We start from the raw sequence: 16232 nt of genomic DNA, 5'->3' as shown, positions 1-16232 counted from the left end.
AGGTTGGATGATGCGGCCCGGGCAGGGTGGCTCTACTACGTGGCCGGCAACACCCAGGATGAGATCGCCCGCAAGCTCGGGGTGTCGCGGCAGTCGGCGCAGCGGCTGGTGAGCCTTGCGGTGGCCGAGAAGCTGGTGAAGTTCCGGCTGGATCATCCCATCGCACGCTGCATGGACCTTGCTGCTGCCCTGACCGAGCGGTTCGACCTGCAATTCTGCGACGTGGTGCCCACCGACCCGGCCGCGCCCGAGCTGGCGACCGGCGTTGCTGCGGCGGGCGCAGCGGAGATGGAGCGTTGGCTGGCCGACCCGGAGCCACGGGTGATCGGCCTTGGCACGGGCCGGATGCTGCGGGCCTGCGTGGAGCAACTGCCGCGGATGGACTGCCCCCAGCATCACCTCGTCAGCCTCGTCGGCAACATGAGCCCGGACGGGTCGGCCACGGCCTACAACGTGGTGGTGCGGCTGGCCGAGAAGGTCGGCGCGCCGCACAATCCGATGCCGCTCATTGCCGTGGTGCGCTGCGCCGACGATCTCAAGCTGATGCATGCGCAGGAGCCGGTGGAGAACACGCTGGCGCTCGCCGCTCGAGCCGATGTGACCTTTGTCGGCGTCGGCCATATCGATGAAACTTCACCGCTCGCGGTCGACGGTTTCATCAGCCAGGAAGAGAGCGCCGAGCTGATCGCGCAGGGCGCGGTGGGCGAGATGGTGGCCTGGGCCTTCAATGGCGAGGGCCGCCCAATCGAGGGGCTGACCAATGCTCGCGTCTCCTCGGCGCCGCTCGATCCGGGCACCGCGCGGCGGGTCTGCGGGCTGGCGCTGGGCCACGCAAAGCAGAAGGCGATTCTGGGCGCGCTGAGGGGCAAGCTGATCAACGCGCTGATCACCGACGAGGCCACCGCCGAGGCCGTGCTCGCTCTGGCCTGAACCTCGGCCACCCCGAAAAACCAAGCAAAACGAATAACCTGCCAGCGGGTTGCCGCCCCTTTTTGCAGCCGCAAGAGAGGGGGATTGACAACTTGCCGCAGGCTGAGTGAGTATTTGCCCACTACGATAGCATTTGCCCGAAACGGGCATTGGGAGGACATCAATGACTTGCACGCTTCGCGCCCTTCTGGGCGCTACTGCCCTTTCCGCGATCGGTGGCATTGCCGCTGCCGAGACCCTGACCATCGCCACCGTGAACAACGGCGACATGATCCGGATGCAGGGGCTGACCGAGGACTTCACCGCAAAGACCGGCCATGAAGTGGAGTGGGTGACGCTGGAAGAGAACGTGCTGCGCCAGCGCGTGACCACCGACATCTCCACCAAGGGCGGTCAGTTCGACATCATGACCATCGGCATGTACGAAACCCCGATCTGGGGTGCCCAAGACTGGCTGGTGCCGCTGGACGATCTCTCGGCCGAATACGACGTGGACGACATCCTGCCCGCCATGCGCGGCGGCCTGTCGGTTGACGGCACGCTCTATGCCGCGCCCTTCTACGGTGAGAGCTCGATGGTGATGTATCGCACCGACCTGATGGAAGCCGCCGGCATGGAAATGCCCGAAGCTCCCACCTGGGACGAGATCAAGGCCGCCGCCGAGGCGATGACCGACAAGGACAACGAGATTTACGGCATCTGCCTGCGCGGCAAGGCCGGCTGGGGCGAGAACATGGCCTTCCTGACCGCCATGTCCAACTCCTTCGGCGCGCGCTGGTTCGACGAAGACTGGAACCCCCAGTTCGACAGCGAAGCCTGGAAGACCACGCTCGACTTCTACCTCGACCTGATGAACAACTACGGCCCTCCCGGTGCAGCCAACAACGGCTTCAACGAGAACCTGGCGCTGTTCCAGCAGGGCAAGTGCGGCATGTGGATCGACGCCACCGTGGCGGCCTCCTTCGTGACCAACCCCAACGACTCCACCGTGGCTGACCAGGTCGGCTTCGCTCTGGCGCCCGACACCGGCAAAGGCCCGCGCGGCAACTGGCTCTGGGCCTGGGCGCTCGCCATTCCGGCCGGCTCGCAGAAGGTGGATGCCGCCAAGGAGTTCATCGAGTGGGCGACCTCCAAGGAGTACATCGAGCTTGTGGCCGAGAACGAAGGCTGGGCCAACGTCCCGCCGGGTGCCCGGACATCGCTCTATGAGAACCCCGAGTACCAGAAGGTGCCGTTTGCCAAGATGACGCTCGACAGCATCAACTCGGCCAACCCGACCCAGCCCACCGTGGACCCGGTGCCCTACGTCGGTGTGCAGTTTGCCGCGATCCCCGAGTTCGCCGGTTTCGCCACCCAGGTTGGGCAGGAGTTCTCGGCAGCGCTGGCTGGCCAGCAGTCGGCTGACGACGCCCTCGCCAAGGCCCAGGACCTCGTGAACGAGGAAATGGAAGCCGCGGGCTACAAGTAAGCTCACGGAGCACGCGGGTCCTCCCCGCGCGTGTGCCGGGCGCGCTGCCTTGCAGAAGCGCCCGGTCTACCGGCCCCGGCTGCGCGATGTCACGCGGAGCGGCCGGGGCCGCCCCAGGGAGAGGCTGATCTCCCGCATTTGAGCCTGACCCGCCCGTTCAGGGTGGCCGCAGCCGGACCCCGGCCCGCGGCGACAGAGGAGGAGACCCCAATGGCAACCCAGCACTCGCGCGCCGCAGCCCGGCTGATGAATGCCCCCGCCGTCTTTGTCTTGCTGGTGTGGATGCTGATCCCGCTCTGCATGACGATCTACTTCTCCTTCATGGATTACCGCCCGCTGCGCGGCGTGGCCGATTGCTGTGTCGGCTTTGAGAACTACGAACGTTTCGTCACCTCCTCCTCCTTCCTCAGCTCGGTGGGCACCACGCTGCTTATGGTCGGCGGCATCCTCGCCATTACCGTGATCGGCGGCGTGCTACTGGCGCTGCTTCTCGATCAGCCGATCTGGGGGCAGGGGATCGTGCGCATCCTCGTGATCGCGCCCTTCTTCGTCATGCCCACCGTCTCGGCGCTGGTCTGGAAGAACATGTTCATGAACCCGGTGAACGGGCTCTTCGCCTACCTGTGGAAGTTCTTTGGGGCGACGCCGATCGACTGGCTCTCCGAGCTGCCGCTGTTCTCGATCATCTGGATCGTCAGCTGGCAGTGGCTGCCCTTCGCCACGCTCATCCTGCTCACCGCCGTGCAGTCGCTCAGCTCCGAGCAGCTGGAAGCGGCGGAGATGGATGGCGCCAGCGCGCTCAGCCGCTTCTACTACATCATTCTGCCCCACCTCGGGCGGGCGATCACCGTGGTCATTCTGATCCAGACGATCTTCCTGCTGTCGATCTTCGCGGAGATCTTCGTCACCACCAACGGCGCCTTTGGCACCCGCACCCTCACCTATCTCGTTTACCAGCGGGTGTTGGAGAGCCAGAATATCGGGCTCGGGTCTGCGGGCGGCATCCTCGCCGTCATCCTCGCCAACATCGTCGCGATCTTCCTGATGCGGATCGTCGGCAAGAACCTGGACAACTGAGGGAGGGCTGAGCACATGGCACGCGCCGTCACTACACAACGCAAGATCGTCGCCACCGCCGCCGCATGGATCATCGGCCTCGCGATCTTCTTCCCGATCCTCTGGACGGTCCTGACCAGCTTCAAGACGGAAGCCCAGGCGATTGCCGACCCGCCCGTGTGGTTCGGTTTCGACTGGACGCTGGAGAATTATTCGGTGGTACAGGACCGGTCGAACTACTTCCGCTTCCTGATGAACTCGGTGATCATCGCCGTCGGCTCCACTGTGCTGGGCCTGCTCATCGCCATCCCGAGCGCCTGGTCGATGGCCTTCGTGCCCGGCAAGCGCACCAAGGATGTGCTGATGTGGATGCTCTCCACCAAGATGCTGCCCGCCGTGGGTGTGCTCTTTCCGATCGTGCTGATCGCCCGGTTCCTCGACCTCTACGACACCCACATCCTGCTGATCGTGGTGCTGATGCTGATGAACCTGCCGATCATCATCTGGATGCTCTACACCTACTTCAAGGAAATCCCGGTCGATATCCTCGAGGCCGCGCGGATGGACGGCGCCAGCCTGCGCTCCGAAATCATCTACGTGCTGACCCCGATGGCGCTGCCCGGCATCGCCTCGACCATGCTGCTCAACATCATCCTGGCGTGGAACGAGGCCTTCTGGACGCTCAACCTCACCACCACCAAGGCCGCCCCCCTGACGGCCTTCATCGCCAGCTACTCCAGCCCGGAAGGGCTCTTCTACGCCAAGCTCAGCGCGGCCTCGACCATGGCCATCGCGCCCATCCTCATCATGGGGTGGTTCAGCCAGAAACAACTGGTGCGTGGCCTCACCTTCGGCGCCGTCAAGTAAAGGAACAGGATTATGGGACGCATTACTCTGGACAAGGTTGCCAAGAGCTTCGGCGAGGTGAACGTGATCCCGCCGCTGGATCTGACCATCGAAGACGGCGAGTTCGTGGTGTTCGTCGGCCCGTCGGGCTGCGGCAAGTCCACCCTGCTGCGGCTGATTGCGGGGCTGGAAGACGTGTCGGGCGGGCAGATCCGCATCGACAAGGTGGATGCCACCCACACGCCCCCCGCCAAGCGCGGTCTGGCGATGGTGTTCCAGTCCTACGCGCTCTATCCGCATATGTCGGTGCGCAAGAACATCGCCTTCCCGATGAAGATGGCAAACGTGCCGCAGGCCGAGCAAGACAAGCGGATCGACTATGCCGCCAAGGTGCTAAACCTGTCCGACTACCTCGACCGGCGCCCCGGCCAGCTCTCGGGCGGTCAGCGGCAGCGGGTGGCCATTGGCCGGGCCATCGTGCGGGAGCCTGCGGCCTTCCTCTTCGACGAGCCGCTCTCCAACCTCGATGCGGCGCTGCGGGTGAACATGCGGCTCGAAATCTCGGAGCTGCACAACAACCTCAAGACCACGATGATCTATGTGACCCACGACCAGGTCGAAGCCATGACCATGGCCGACAAGATCGTGGTGCTGCAGGCGGGCGTCATCGAACAGGTCGGTTCGCCACTGGAGCTCTATCAGACCCCGCGCAACCTCTTCGTGGCGGGCTTTATCGGCTCGCCCAAGATGAACTTCTTCAAGGGTGCCGATGCCGTCGGGCATGACGCCGCCACCATCGGCGTGCGGCCCGAGCACCTGACCGTCTCCACCACCGAAGGCCTGTGGAAGGGCACCGTCGGCGTGGCCGAGCACCTCGGCTCCGACACCTTCCTTTACGTTCACCCCGAGACGGCGGACACGGTGGAAGACACGATCACCGTGCGGGTCGACGGCGAGATGGCCCTGCGCCATGGCGATACCGTCTGGCTCACCCCGCAAGACGGCAAGACCCACCGGTTCGACGGCGCCGGGCTGCGCATCGGATGATGCGCCTTGCCGGCAAACGGGCGCTGATCACCGGCGCCGCCCGAGGGATCGGGCTGGCCTTCGCCCGCCGCTACATTGCGGAAGGGGCGCAGGTGGCGATTGCCGATGTCGATCTGGCACGGGCCGAGGCGGCGGCGAAAGAGATCGGCGCCGTGGCGGTGGAGATGGATGTAACCCGGCAAGAGAGCATCGACGCGGGCTTTGCCGCCGTCGTGGAGGCGCTGGGCGGGCTGGATATTCTGGTGAACAATGCCGCGCTCTTCTCTGCCGCGCCCATCGTCGAGATCGAGCGGGCCGACTTTGACCGGCTGATGGCTGTCAACGTCGCAGGCGTGCTCTTTTGCACCCAGGCGGCGGCGAAGCAGATGATCGCCCAGGGCGCGGGCGGCAAGATCATCAACATGGCCTCCCAGGCCGGGCGGCGCGGCGAGAGCCTCGTGGCCGTCTACTGCGCCACCAAGGCGGCGGTGATCTCGCTCACCCAATCGGCAGGGCTGAACCTCATCGCCCATGGCATCAACGTCAACGCCATCGCGCCCGGCGTGGTGGATGGCGAGCACTGGGACGGCGTCGATGCCTTCTTTGCCAAATACGAGGGCAAGGCGCCGGGGCAGAAGAAACGCGAGGTCGGCGAGGCGGTGCCCTTCGGACGGATGGGCACGGCGGCAGATCTCGAAGGCATGGCGGTGTTTCTGGCCTCGGAGGAGGCCGATTACATCGTCGCGCAAACCTACAACGTGGACGGCGGGAATTGGATGAGCTGATGGCCACAAACCTTTCAAATAACACCCTGAACGCGCTGCCCGAGGCCGTGGCCGTGCCCGAGTATGACCGTGGAGCACTGACCGCCGGCATCCTGCACATCGGGGTCGGCAACTTTCACCGCGCCCATATGGCATGGTATCTCGACCGGCTCTTCGCGCAGGGCGAGGGGCATGACTGGGCAATCGTCGGCGCCGGGATCAAGAGCTTCGATGCCGCCAAGCGGGAGGCCCTGAAAGGGCAGGATTGGCTGACCACCGTGGTCGAGCTGGACCCGGCGGCGCTCACCGCCCGCGTGACCGGCGCGATGGTGGACTTCTGCGAGATCGACAGCGCCGCGCTCACAGCCCGGCTGACCGACCCGGCCATCCGCATCGTCTCGCTCACCGTCACCGAGGGCGGCTATTTCGTGGATGCCGAGACCGGCGGCTTTGACAGCGTGCACCACGAGATCGTGGATGATGCGCAAACGCCGGATGACCCAAAAACCGTTTTTGGCCTGTTGGTCAAAGGCTTGAAGGCGAGACGTGATGCAGGGCTTGAACCTTTCACCGTGATGTCTTGCGACAACCTCCCCGAGAACGGTCATGTCGCCAAGGCCGCCGTGGTGGGCATGGCCAAGCTGGTGGACCCGGAGCTGGCTGAATGGATTGCCGCCAATGTGGCCTTCCCCTGTGGCATGGTCGATTGCATCACGCCCGCCACCGGCCCGCGCGAGATTGCACTGGTGAAGGAGACCTTCGGCGTGGACGACAAGGCCCCAGTGGTCTGTGAGCCGTTCCGCCAGTGGGTGCTGGAAGACAGCTTTCCACAAGGCCGCCCGGCGCTGGAGAAAGTGGGCGTGGAGTTTGTGCCCGATGTCGCGCCCTATGAGACGATGAAGCTGCGCATCCTCAACGCGGGCCATGCGGCGATTGCCTATCCGAGCGCGCTGCTGGGCCATCACTTCGTCCATGAGGGCATGCAGGACGCCGATGTAACCGCATGGCTGAAGGCGCTGATGCGCGCCGAGGTGATCCCGGTGTTGCCGGAGATCGGCGGGGTCGACTTTGACGCCTACCTCGAAAAATGCGCCGAGCGTTTCGCCAACCCCGAGGTGGGCGACACCATCGCACGGCTCTGCCTCGATGGCTCCAACCGCCAGCCCAAGTTCGTGCTTCCCACCGTCCGCGAGGCGCTTGATGCGGGCAGCGCCATTCAGGGCCTCGCGCTCGAAGTGGCGCTCTGGTGCCGCTATTGCGCCGAGACCACCAAGGGCGAGATCGCGCTGGAAGACGAGCGCGCCGCAGCCCTGCAGGCCGCCGCGCTCAAGGCGCAAACCGACCCATCGGCCTTTCTTGCGCTCTCCGATATCTTCGGCCGTCTCGGAGAGGCGCCGCGCTTTGTCGAGGCCTTCGCGGCGGCACTGGCGGAACTGGAGCAAAAGGGCGTGCGGGCGGTGCTGCGGGAGTATGTGGCGGCGCAGGCCTAGCCCTGCGCCCTCACGGCGTTCCGGCGGGCCGAAAGCTCTCTGACCAGACCTGCAGCATCAGCGCCCGGCGGTTCGGGTCGCGCGCCACCAGAAGCACCGGCGAGAGCGGGATGAACCTGCGAGCCGAGCTGGGCAGGCCGGTTTCCTCGGCGTCCATGTCGATCACCAGCCCGGCGCTGGCGAGCAGCGATTGCGCCTCGGCCCCGAGCAGAAAATCCAGCAGCCGCGCCGAGGCCCCGGCCTGCGCCGCGCCGCGCGGGATCATGTAGCCGCGCGAGAGCACCAGCGTGTAATCCTCCGGCAGCACCACGCCCACCTTGGGCGTGCCCGCGCTGGCCACGTAGGAGCCGAGCACGTTGTAGGCGATCAGGTAGCGCCCCTCGGCCACGCCCGAGATGATCTCGGCCGAGCAGCAGGTGGCCACGGCATCCACCCGGCTGAAGCCCTCCAGCAGCGCGCCGAAGGTGGTGGCCTCCAGACTGTCGGAATAGGCGAAGAGGTAGCCGAGCCCGCTCTCGGCGATGTCATATGTGGCGATCCGGCCCCGAAAGGTGCCGGGCCGCTCGCGCAGCGCGTCGAGCAGGGCAAAGCGGCTGCGCGGCACGTCCTCGGCATCAAGGAGCTCGGCGTTGTAGGCGATCACCGCAGGCTCGGTGGTCACGCCCCATAGTTCATCGCGCCAGCGCCGCGAGGCGGGCAGGGCGGCGGTGGCCTCGGAGCGGTGCGGCGCGGCGCAGGCGGCATTCACCAGCCAGACCATCTGCTGCACGGCGGAGGAGAGCACCGCATCGGCGGGCGGGCGGCCCTCTTGGCAATCGGCGCGGCTGATCTCGAAGAGGTCGTTCGAGCCCCATTGCTCATAGCGGATCGCCAGCTCCGGGCTGAGCGCGGCGAAGCGCTCCATCACCGGGCGGATGATGCCGATATCGGTGGTCGAGCGGATTAGGAAGGGCGTCTCGCCCGCGCCAAACTGCGCTGTCGCCTCCTGTGCCGCACCAGTGGCCGGGGCGAGGAACATGGCGAGGAGGGCGATGAGGCGCTTCATGGTTGCTCTTCCTCTGATGGCAGCACGAGCGCGGCGCGGAAGCCGGTGTCGCTCGCCCCCATCTCGACCCGCCCGCCAAAGGCAGAGGCCACCTTGGCGACAATCGAAAGGCCCACACCGCTGCCCTGTTCGCGGCTGTCGGCGCTGCGGTTGAACCGCTCTCCAAGGTGGGCGATCACCTCGGGCGCGGGGCCGGGGCCGCTGTCTTCCACCCAGAGCACCGCCTCGCCGCCGCGCTGCTCGGCCCCGATGGAGACCGGCGCCTGCCCGTGCCGCAGGGCGTTGTTCAGCAGGTTGTGCGCCGCCTCCTGCAGCGAGAAGGCATCGGCCCGCACCATCACCGGCGCATCCCCGATCCGCAGTCGCAGCTCGGCCTCGGGGCGCAGCACTGACTGGTCATCCCGCTCCATGACCTCAAGAGCCACTTCGCGCAGGTCCACCGGCGTGCGCGGGGCGCTGTCGGTGCGGTGAACGACGAGCGCGCGGGAGAGCAACTGGTCGAGCAGGGTGCGCAGCGAGCGGGTGCGGGCGAGCAGCCGGGCGAGGGCGCGCTCGCGGGCCTCTTCGCTCTGTTCCTCTGCCGCGCTCTCGCCATGCACCTGGATCGCCGCAACCGGGGTGCGCAGCTGGTGCGCGGTATCGGAGATCAGCGTGCGCATCGCTTCAACCTGCCCGTCGAGCCGCCCCATGAAGCGGTTCACCGCGCCCAGCATCACGCCCAGTTCGCGGGGCAGGGCCTCGGCGGGCATGGGAGTGAGGTCATAGGGGTCGCGGCGGGATAGGTCGGCCACCAGCGCATCGAGCGGGCGCAGTGCCGAGCGGACGACGAGCGCGGCCAGCAGGGTCAGCAGCAGCCCGGCGGCGGCCATCGGCAGCAGCGCGTCGAGCATCAGGTCGGTGGTCATCGCATTGCGGGCGCGCAGGGTCTGGCCCACCACTACCTCCACCGCGCCGGAAAAGTCGCGCTCAGCAAAGCTGCGCGAGAGCCGCACGAAGCGGGCCTCCTCGCCGCTCAGCGTGCCGGTGAAGAAGGTCGCGCCCGCGCTGGCGGGCTGGTCGGGCGCAGGCACGGTATGGGCCGGGTCGAGCGCGGTGATCAGCGCGCCGCCCGGCCCGGTGACGGCGTAATACACCCGGTCGTCCGGGGCCTGAGCCAACAGCTCGAAGGCCGAGACTGGCAGGTCCACCAGCGGCGTGCCCTGCTGGATGCGGATGGCGGCGGCAATGTCGCTCGCGGCGCCAAACAGGATCCGGTCGTAGGATTGCCGGGCGGCGGCCCGCGTGTTCCACCAGATCGAGCCGGCCACCAGCAACCCGCCCACCAGCAGGATCACCAGCACCGTGCCCAGCACCCGGGCGGTGAGGCTCAGGCCCGCTTTGCCGCGCCCGTCAGTCATCGAGCCCGATCCGGTAGCCCACCCCGCGCCGGGTGGAGATGGCCACGCCCGAGCCGGTGAACTTCTTGCGCAGCCGGGCGATGTAAAGCTCGATCGCGTTCACCCCCACGTCGGCATCCTCGAACCCGTAGAGCGAATCGTAGAGCCGCGTCTTCGACAGATACTGACCGGCGTGGCGGATCAGCATGTCGAGCAGGGCGGCCTCGCGGCGGGTGAGCGCAAGCTGGGTGCCGCCCAGCCGCGCCGAGCGGTCGCGCGGGGCATAGGTGAGGGGGCCGAGGGTGATGGTCTCTTCCTTGCGGTCGGCCTCGCGGCGGACGAGGGCGCGCAGCCGGGCCTCCAGCTCGCGCTGGTCGAAGGGCTTGCCGAGGTAGTCATCGGCGCCCTGATCGAGCGCGGTGATCCGGTCGTCGACCGAGGTAAGGGCGGTCAGCATGAGCACCGGCGTGCGATCGGCCTCGGCGCGGACCTCGCGCAGCAGGGTCAGGCCGGAGCCGTCGGGCAGGTTGATGTCGAGGATGAGCGCATCGTAGCGCTGGACGGCGCGGTAATCGCGGGCATCGGCGAGCGAGGGGGCGAGGTCGCAGACAATGCCGGAGCGGGCGAGGTGGGCGACCACCCCCTCGGCCAGATCCTCGGCATCCTCCACCATCAACAGCCGCATCGCGCCCGCACTCCTCCGCGCCTTTTTCAACCTGTCGCCCGGGGTGACAGGTTGATGACAGCAACAAGCGATACACATCCTCAACCCGCAGGAAAAGGGGCCGCCGTGCCCACTGCCCTTGCGGGGCATCATCCGGCGCGTGGGAGTGCGCCGGTCACGACGTGAGGAGGACTCTTATGAAAACGTCTATCATCCGTGCGGCCATGGCCGTTGCGGCCCTTGGCCTTGCCGGCACCGCCCATGCAGAGAGCCACGGCTTCAGCCCCGAGAACCCCGAGTGCATCGCCCCCGCAAACCCGGGCGGCGGCTGGGACTTCACCTGCCGTCAGGTGGGCAAGTCGCTTCAGGATCAGGGCCTGATCGAAAAGACCATGCAGGTCGTCAACCTCGCCGGTGGCGGCGGTGGCGTGGCCTTTGCCGAAGTCGTCAACAAGCGCGGCGATGACAACGACCTGATCGTTGCCGCCTCTTCGGCCACCGCGACCCGTCTCGCGCAGGGCGCCTATCCGGGCAACACCATGGACCAGGTCCGCTGGCTCGCCTCCATCGGTGCCGACTACGGCGTGATCGCCGTGGCCGCCGACAGCGAGATCACTACGCTGCCCGCGCTGCTCGACGCCATCAAATCCGACCCGGCCTCGATCTCCGTGGCGGGCGGCTCCGCCGTGGGCGGCTGGGACCACCTCAAGGTGCTGATCGCGGCCAACGCCTATGGCATCGAAGATGTCCGCTCGGTCAAGTACATCGCCTTCGACGGCGGCGGCGAGGCCGTGACCCAGCTGCTGGCCGGCTCCGTGCAGGCCTTCACCGGTGACATCTCCGAAGCCAAGGGCTTCGTCGACAGCGGCGACATCAAGGTGATCGCGGTTCTGGCGCCCGAGCGCCTCGGCGGCGAGTTCTCCGAGATGCCCACCGCCAAGGAGCAGGGCGTGGACGCCATCGGCGCCAACTGGCGCGGCTTCTATGCCCCCGCCGGCATGAGCGACGAGGCCTATGACGCATGGGTCAGCAAGATCGCCGACCTCTACGCCTCCGACGAGTGGAAAGAAATCATGGCCGCCAACGGCCTGGCTCCGCTCGATCTTCAGGGTGCCGACTTCCAGAACTTCGTGTCTGACTCGGTGGCCCAGATCCAGTCGATCTCCAAGGAAATCGGCATCATCAAATAAATCCACCACAGGTGGGCGGCAGACTCCGGTCTGCCGCCCGCTTTTTCCTACTTTGGGGGACGGGCCATGACCGACCGTATATTCGGTGGTTTCGGCGTGCTGCTGGCGGTGTTCTACGCCTGGGCCGCGCTGCAAACCGAAGAGAGCTTTCTGAGCGATGCCGTGGGGCCAAAGGCCTTTCCGGTGATCATTGCAATCATTCTGGGTCTGTCCTCGGCGGTCATCGCCCTGCGCCCCGATCCCGAGCCCGTTTGGCCGCCGCTGGCCCGGCTCGCCGAGATTGGCGCGGCAGCGGTGGTGATGATTCTCTACGCCCAGTTCCTGCCCGAGGCGGGCTTCATCATCGCAACCGCACTGGCGGCCATGTACCTGACATGGCGGCTTGGCTCGCCGGTGGTGCAGTCGGTCGTGATCGGCGCGCTGACGGCACTGGTCATCTACATCATCTTCCACGCGGTTCTGGGCCTCTCGCTCGCCCGCGGCCCGCTCGACGCCTACGTCGACGCGGTGGTGGACCCGGTGCTCGGGGCCATCGGAGCCTTCTTTGAAATGTTCGGTGGCAGCGGGGCCGAAGAGGCCGCGCCCGAAGCAACCGGCGCGACCGGCGCGGGAGACTGACAATGGATCTCTGGGCAAACCTCTACGGCGGTTTTGAAATCGCTCTGACATGGCAGAACCTCGGCCTCGCGCTGCTGGGCTGCTTCCTTGGCACCATCATGGGCGCGCTGCCGGGCCTCGGTCCGTCGAACGGCGTGGCCATCCTGATCCCGCTGGCCTTCACCCTCGGGCTGGATGCGACCTCGTCGCTCATCCTGCTCACCGCCGTCTATTATGGCGCGATGTATGGCGGGCGGATCAGCTCGATCTTGCTCAACATTCCGGGCGACGAGCCTGCGATGATGACATGTCTCGACGGCTACCCGATGGCCCGCAAGGGCATGGCGGGCGAGGCTCTGGCGCTCTCGGGCATCGCCTCCTTCGTCGGCGCCTTCCTCGCCACATGGGGCCTGATCCTGCTGGCGCCCCAGCTGGTGAAGCTGGCGCTGCTCTTCGGCCCGGCCGAGTACTTCGCCCTGTTCGCGCTGGCCTTCGCCACGCTCGGCGGCGTCTCCTCGACCAACCAGGCCAAATCCGCCTTCGCCGCCATGCTCGGCCTCGGCCTCGCCATGATCGGGGTCGATACGCAAACCGGCGTGCCGCGCCTGACCTTCGGCGAAGTCCACCTCTATGACGGGCTCGACTTCCTCGTGGCCATCGTCGGGCTCTTCGCCCTGTCGGAGGTCTTCGTCTTCCTCGAGCACCGCCACGGCTCTGCCGATGCGGAAGAGAGCAAGGTGAAGGTGGGCCGCATCGTGCCGCCCATGCCGATGGTCATCAAGACGATCCCGACCATGCTGCGCACCTCCTTCCTCGGCTTCGTCGCGGGCGTTCTGCCCGGGGCAGGGGCCTCGCTCGGCAGCTTCATCAGCTACTCGATGGAGAAGAAGCTGGTGGACAAAGAGGGCACCTTCGGCACCGGCGACCCGCGCGGCGTGGCCGCCCCCGAGGCAGGCAACAATGCCGCCGCCGGTGGCGCGCTGGTGCCGATGCTGGCCCTCGGCGTGCCCGGCTCCGGCACCACCGCGGTGCTGCTGGCCGTGCTGCTCTCGCTCAACATCACCCCCGGGCCGCTGCTGTTCCAGAACAACCCCGATGTGGTTTGGGGCCTGATCGCGGCGCTCTTCATCGGCAACCTGATGCTGCTGGCGATGAACATCCCGATGGTGGGCCTCTTCACCCGCGTCCTGCTGATCCCGCCCCGCATCCTGATGCCGGTGGTGGCAATGGTGAGTTTCGTCGGCATCTACGGCATCTCGGGCTCGTCCTTCGACCTGCTGGTGATGATCTCCTTCGGCCTCGCCGGGTGGATCCTGCGCAAGCTCGACGTGCCGCTGGTGCCGGTGATCCTCGGCACGCTGCTGGGCAACACGATGGAGAACAACCTGCGCCGCGCGGTGACCATCGACAACGGCAACTGGTGGACGCTGGTAGACAGCCCGCTGGCCATCACCCTCTGGGCGATCGCCATCGCAGGCTTCATCCTGCCGGTCTTCGTCGGCAAGGTGGTAAAGGCCCGGATGCAGCGCCGGGACGAGGAAGGCTCGCTGAGCGACTGACCTGCGGCCCTACGCGGCGGGGGGAGCACCGCTCCGGGTTCACCAAAGCAGGACCGGGCTGCCTCACTCCACCGAGAAGGCGACCATCGAGAGGTCCGGGGAGATCCCCCGGGCCTCTAGCTCTTTTGTGAGGGCGGCAAAGAAGGCTGTGGCCTCTGTGCCGTTCTGCTCTTTCACCACGTCGAGCCTTGCGGGCGTGCCGACGGCGAGCAGGAGCTGCTGGGTGACGACCGGACCGGCGGTGAGGTTCATCGGGATCGAGAAGCTCGCGCCTTGCCGGGTGAATTGCAGGAAGCCGTCCAACGCCTGCACCGTGCCTTCGTCGTCGATCAACAGGAAGTGCACCACCTGGCCCGAGACGTTGAGGATGCGGCCTTCGAGGTAATCTCCCGAGGCGATAGTGCGCTCGGCCATGTCGAAATAGAGATTGAAGGCGGGGTAGGCGCTGGCCTCGCGGATGAAGCCGAGCGTGGCGCACTGGGCCTCGCTCACCGGTTTGAGAAAGGTGTTCGGGATCTCGCCCGTCTCGGCCTCCAGCCCGGCGCGGAAGCCATCGAGCGAGGCGCTGGTCGGGCCGAAGGCATCGAGCGTGAGCTGAGCGGTCTCCTCTCCCAGCGCGGGCAGGGCGGCAAAGCAGGCGCCGCCATCGTAGGTTCTCAGGTAGTCGAGGATCGCGGTGTAGCGGGTGCGGTCGGCCTCTGAGATGTCGCTCTCGGGCGCGGGGGCGGCGAGACCGCCTGTCGTTCCGGGACCGGGCAGTTCGCTCTCCCGTTCGGGCGGCGGCGCGGCGGCCTCTTCCTCCGGCGCCTCTTCGGTTACTGGTGCGGGAGTGGCCACGGGGGCCACGCGCTCGGGGACCATCCCCTCGGGGATCACGGGGCGGGCAGCCACACGCTCTGATGTGTTTGGCACCTCGGGGGCTGCGGGCGCGGCGGCGGCGACTGTATCGGCCAACGGCGCCTCGGAGGGTTCGAGCGAGGGCTCGGGCGCAGGCTCCGGCGCGGCGGCGACCTGCACCTCGCCAGTCTCGCGCACCGCCTCCTGCGCCTCCACCTCGGCCTCGCTCCTGAGCCGCTCGCGGCCCTCGTCCTGCCCGGCCACCACCCGGTCTTCCGCTACCCGCGCGGTGGTGGTCTCGGGCACCTCTTCGGGCGGGCGCTCGGCACTGGCCACCTTGGCGCGGCTCACCTCGTCGGCCACCACCGGGGCGGCGGTGATCCGGGCGGGCGTGGCCTCGCGGGCCTCCCGCACCTCTTCGGCGCGGGCAGGCTGCGCCGCTTCTGCCCGCTCCGCCGGGGCAGCGCCGGACTCGGCGGCCACCTGCGCGCCGGTGATCCGCGTGACCCCCTCGCTCACCGGCTCTGCGGCGGTGGGAGCGGGGGTGTTTGCTTCGGAGGGTGCGGGCGTGGCCTCCACCCGCTCCGCCGGGGCGGCGGTGGCTGCTGGCTCGGCCACTGGCTCGGCGCGCTCGGCCTCCGCAACGGGGGCCGCGGGCTCGGGCGGGGCAGGGGCCTCGGCAGCCGCCACGGCCTCCGCCTCGGCCACCGTAGGCTGGGTCGCCTGCGTGGCCATCTCGATCATCTCGACCGTCACCTCGGTTTCCACCACAGGCTTGTCTTCCAACTCGGGGATCTGCTCCCGCGCCCATGTCAGCGCCGCCAGATGGGCGGTGACGGCGAGCAGCAAGGCGGCGAGCCAGAGGATGATCTCGGTCTGGTTGCGCGGCTCGATATATTGCACCGGGCCGGAGGTGGTGGCGCTGCTCATTCGTCGCCCCCTGCCTTCAGCGTCACCAGTTTCACCGTGCGGCCCGCGGGCAGCAGCACCTGCATGGTGCGCAGCAGCCTGTCGGCGGGCATGTCGCGCGGGGCGAGGATGTAAACCGCATTGGGCTGGCCCTCGGGCGGCGGGATGCGGAGCGCCTCGACCACATCGGCCTCCGCCATCGCGGCACCGTCGAGCGCCCAATTGCCCTCGCCGTCGATCAGGAGCAGCGGGCGTGGCAGGCGCTCCAGCGGCAGATCGGTGGTTTCCGAGAGCTCCACGGCCAGCTCATCGGTCTCGACGATGGTGCCGACCACGAGGAAGAACAGCACCAGCAGCAGCACGATGTTGACCTGCGCGAGGCCAAAATCGGGGCGGCGGCGATGGCGTTGTGCGGCGAGCTTGGAGGCGAGCATCAGGCACCTCCCCGCGAGGATGCATCAAACAGTGGATGAGC

At 67.4% G+C, this 16232-nt stretch carries 14 protein-coding genes and 1 pseudogene; 10 read left to right on the top strand and 5 right to left on the bottom strand.

All coding sequences use genetic code 11. The features are described from left to right. The first annotated feature begins 3 nt into the window (after window positions 1–3). The 7 genes from ACUXVX_RS15280 to ACUXVX_RS15250 all read left to right on the top strand — a co-directional run bounded on the left by ACUXVX_RS15280 (window position 4) and on the right by ACUXVX_RS15250 (window position 7580). On the top strand, window positions 4–930 hold the full coding sequence (locus tag ACUXVX_RS15280; RefSeq protein ID WP_446308962.1) for a sugar-binding transcriptional regulator: 927 nt from the start codon (window positions 4–6) through the stop codon (window positions 928–930). 163 nt (window positions 931–1093) lie between these two features. Beyond that, window positions 1094–2398 (top strand): ABC transporter substrate-binding protein, encoded by a 1305-nt coding sequence (locus tag ACUXVX_RS15275; RefSeq protein ID WP_446308961.1) that lies wholly within the window; start codon window positions 1094–1096, stop codon window positions 2396–2398. 210 nt (window positions 2399–2608) lie between these two features. After that, window positions 2609–3475 carry a carbohydrate ABC transporter permease gene (locus ACUXVX_RS15270; RefSeq protein ID WP_222468751.1) on the top strand — a complete coding sequence of 289 codons (867 nt, stop codon included), beginning with the start codon at window positions 2609–2611 and terminating at the stop codon, window positions 3473–3475. A 15-nt stretch (window positions 3476–3490) separates the two neighbouring features. Then, on the top strand, window positions 3491–4321 hold the full coding sequence (locus tag ACUXVX_RS15265; protein ID WP_446308960.1) for a carbohydrate ABC transporter permease: 831 nt from the start codon (window positions 3491–3493) through the stop codon (window positions 4319–4321). 12 nt (window positions 4322–4333) lie between these two features. Further along, complete coding sequence (locus tag ACUXVX_RS15260; protein WP_446308959.1) at window positions 4334–5347, top strand: ABC transporter ATP-binding protein; 1014 nt, start codon at window positions 4334–4336, stop codon at window positions 5345–5347. Then, window positions 5344–6111, top strand: coding sequence for an L-iditol 2-dehydrogenase (locus ACUXVX_RS15255; protein ID WP_446308958.1), 768 nt, complete (start codon window positions 5344–5346; stop codon window positions 6109–6111). The genes ACUXVX_RS15260 and ACUXVX_RS15255 overlap by 4 nt, the downstream gene beginning before the upstream one ends. Further along, entirely contained in the window at window positions 6111–7580 is a 1470-nt protein-coding gene (locus ACUXVX_RS15250; RefSeq protein WP_446308957.1) for a mannitol dehydrogenase family protein, read from the top strand. The genes ACUXVX_RS15255 and ACUXVX_RS15250 overlap by 1 nt, the downstream gene beginning before the upstream one ends. A gap of 10 nt (window positions 7581–7590) precedes the next feature. Here the strand turns inward: ACUXVX_RS15250 and ACUXVX_RS15245 are convergent, their stop codons facing one another. From ACUXVX_RS15245 to ACUXVX_RS15235, 3 genes are read right to left on the bottom strand one after another with little or no spacing between them, the layout of a single operon-like run. After that, window positions 7591–8625 (bottom strand): ABC transporter substrate-binding protein, encoded by a 1035-nt coding sequence (locus ACUXVX_RS15245; protein WP_446308956.1) that lies wholly within the window; start codon window positions 8623–8625, stop codon window positions 7591–7593. Continuing rightward, window positions 8622–10022: a sensor histidine kinase gene (locus ACUXVX_RS15240; RefSeq protein ID WP_446308955.1), complete on the bottom strand. Its 1401-nt coding sequence runs from the start codon at window positions 10020–10022 to the stop codon at window positions 8622–8624. The genes ACUXVX_RS15245 and ACUXVX_RS15240 overlap by 4 nt, the downstream gene beginning before the upstream one ends. Continuing rightward, complete coding sequence (locus ACUXVX_RS15235) at window positions 10015–10686, bottom strand: response regulator transcription factor (protein ID WP_222468757.1); 672 nt, start codon at window positions 10684–10686, stop codon at window positions 10015–10017. Before ACUXVX_RS15235 ends, ACUXVX_RS15240 begins: the two co-directional genes overlap by 8 nt. A gap of 176 nt (window positions 10687–10862) precedes the next feature. On the opposite strand from ACUXVX_RS15235, the gene ACUXVX_RS15230 reads away from it, so the two are divergent. From ACUXVX_RS15230 to ACUXVX_RS15220, 3 genes and pseudogenes are all read left to right on the top strand, one after another. Then, on the top strand, window positions 10863–11855 hold the full coding sequence (locus tag ACUXVX_RS15230) for a Bug family tripartite tricarboxylate transporter substrate binding protein (protein WP_222468758.1): 993 nt from the start codon (window positions 10863–10865) through the stop codon (window positions 11853–11855). 66 nt (window positions 11856–11921) lie between these two features. Beyond that, window positions 11922–12344 (top strand): annotated as a pseudogene (locus tag ACUXVX_RS15225) (tripartite tricarboxylate transporter TctB family protein); the annotation flags it as partial. A 131-nt stretch (window positions 12345–12475) separates the two neighbouring features. Then, the gene (locus tag ACUXVX_RS15220) at window positions 12476–14011 is read left to right on the top strand and encodes a tripartite tricarboxylate transporter permease (RefSeq protein WP_446308954.1); all 1536 of its coding nucleotides are present in this window, start codon (window positions 12476–12478) and stop codon (window positions 14009–14011) included. Between the two features lie 63 nt (window positions 14012–14074). Here the strand turns inward: ACUXVX_RS15220 and ACUXVX_RS15215 are convergent, their stop codons facing one another. After that, window positions 14075–15778 carry a hypothetical protein gene (locus ACUXVX_RS15215; protein ID WP_446308953.1) on the bottom strand — a complete coding sequence of 568 codons (1704 nt, stop codon included), beginning with the start codon at window positions 15776–15778 and terminating at the stop codon, window positions 14075–14077. Then, on the bottom strand, window positions 15775–16191 hold the full coding sequence (locus ACUXVX_RS15210; RefSeq protein WP_446308952.1) for a biopolymer transporter ExbD: 417 nt from the start codon (window positions 16189–16191) through the stop codon (window positions 15775–15777). The genes ACUXVX_RS15215 and ACUXVX_RS15210 overlap by 4 nt, the downstream gene beginning before the upstream one ends. Between the last annotated feature and the right edge of the window lie 41 nt (window positions 16192–16232).

Source organism: Vannielia sp. SX4 (assembly GCF_052828525.1).
The sequence above is the reverse complement of the archived record's forward strand: the minus strand, read 5'-3'. Positions and strand labels throughout refer to the sequence as shown.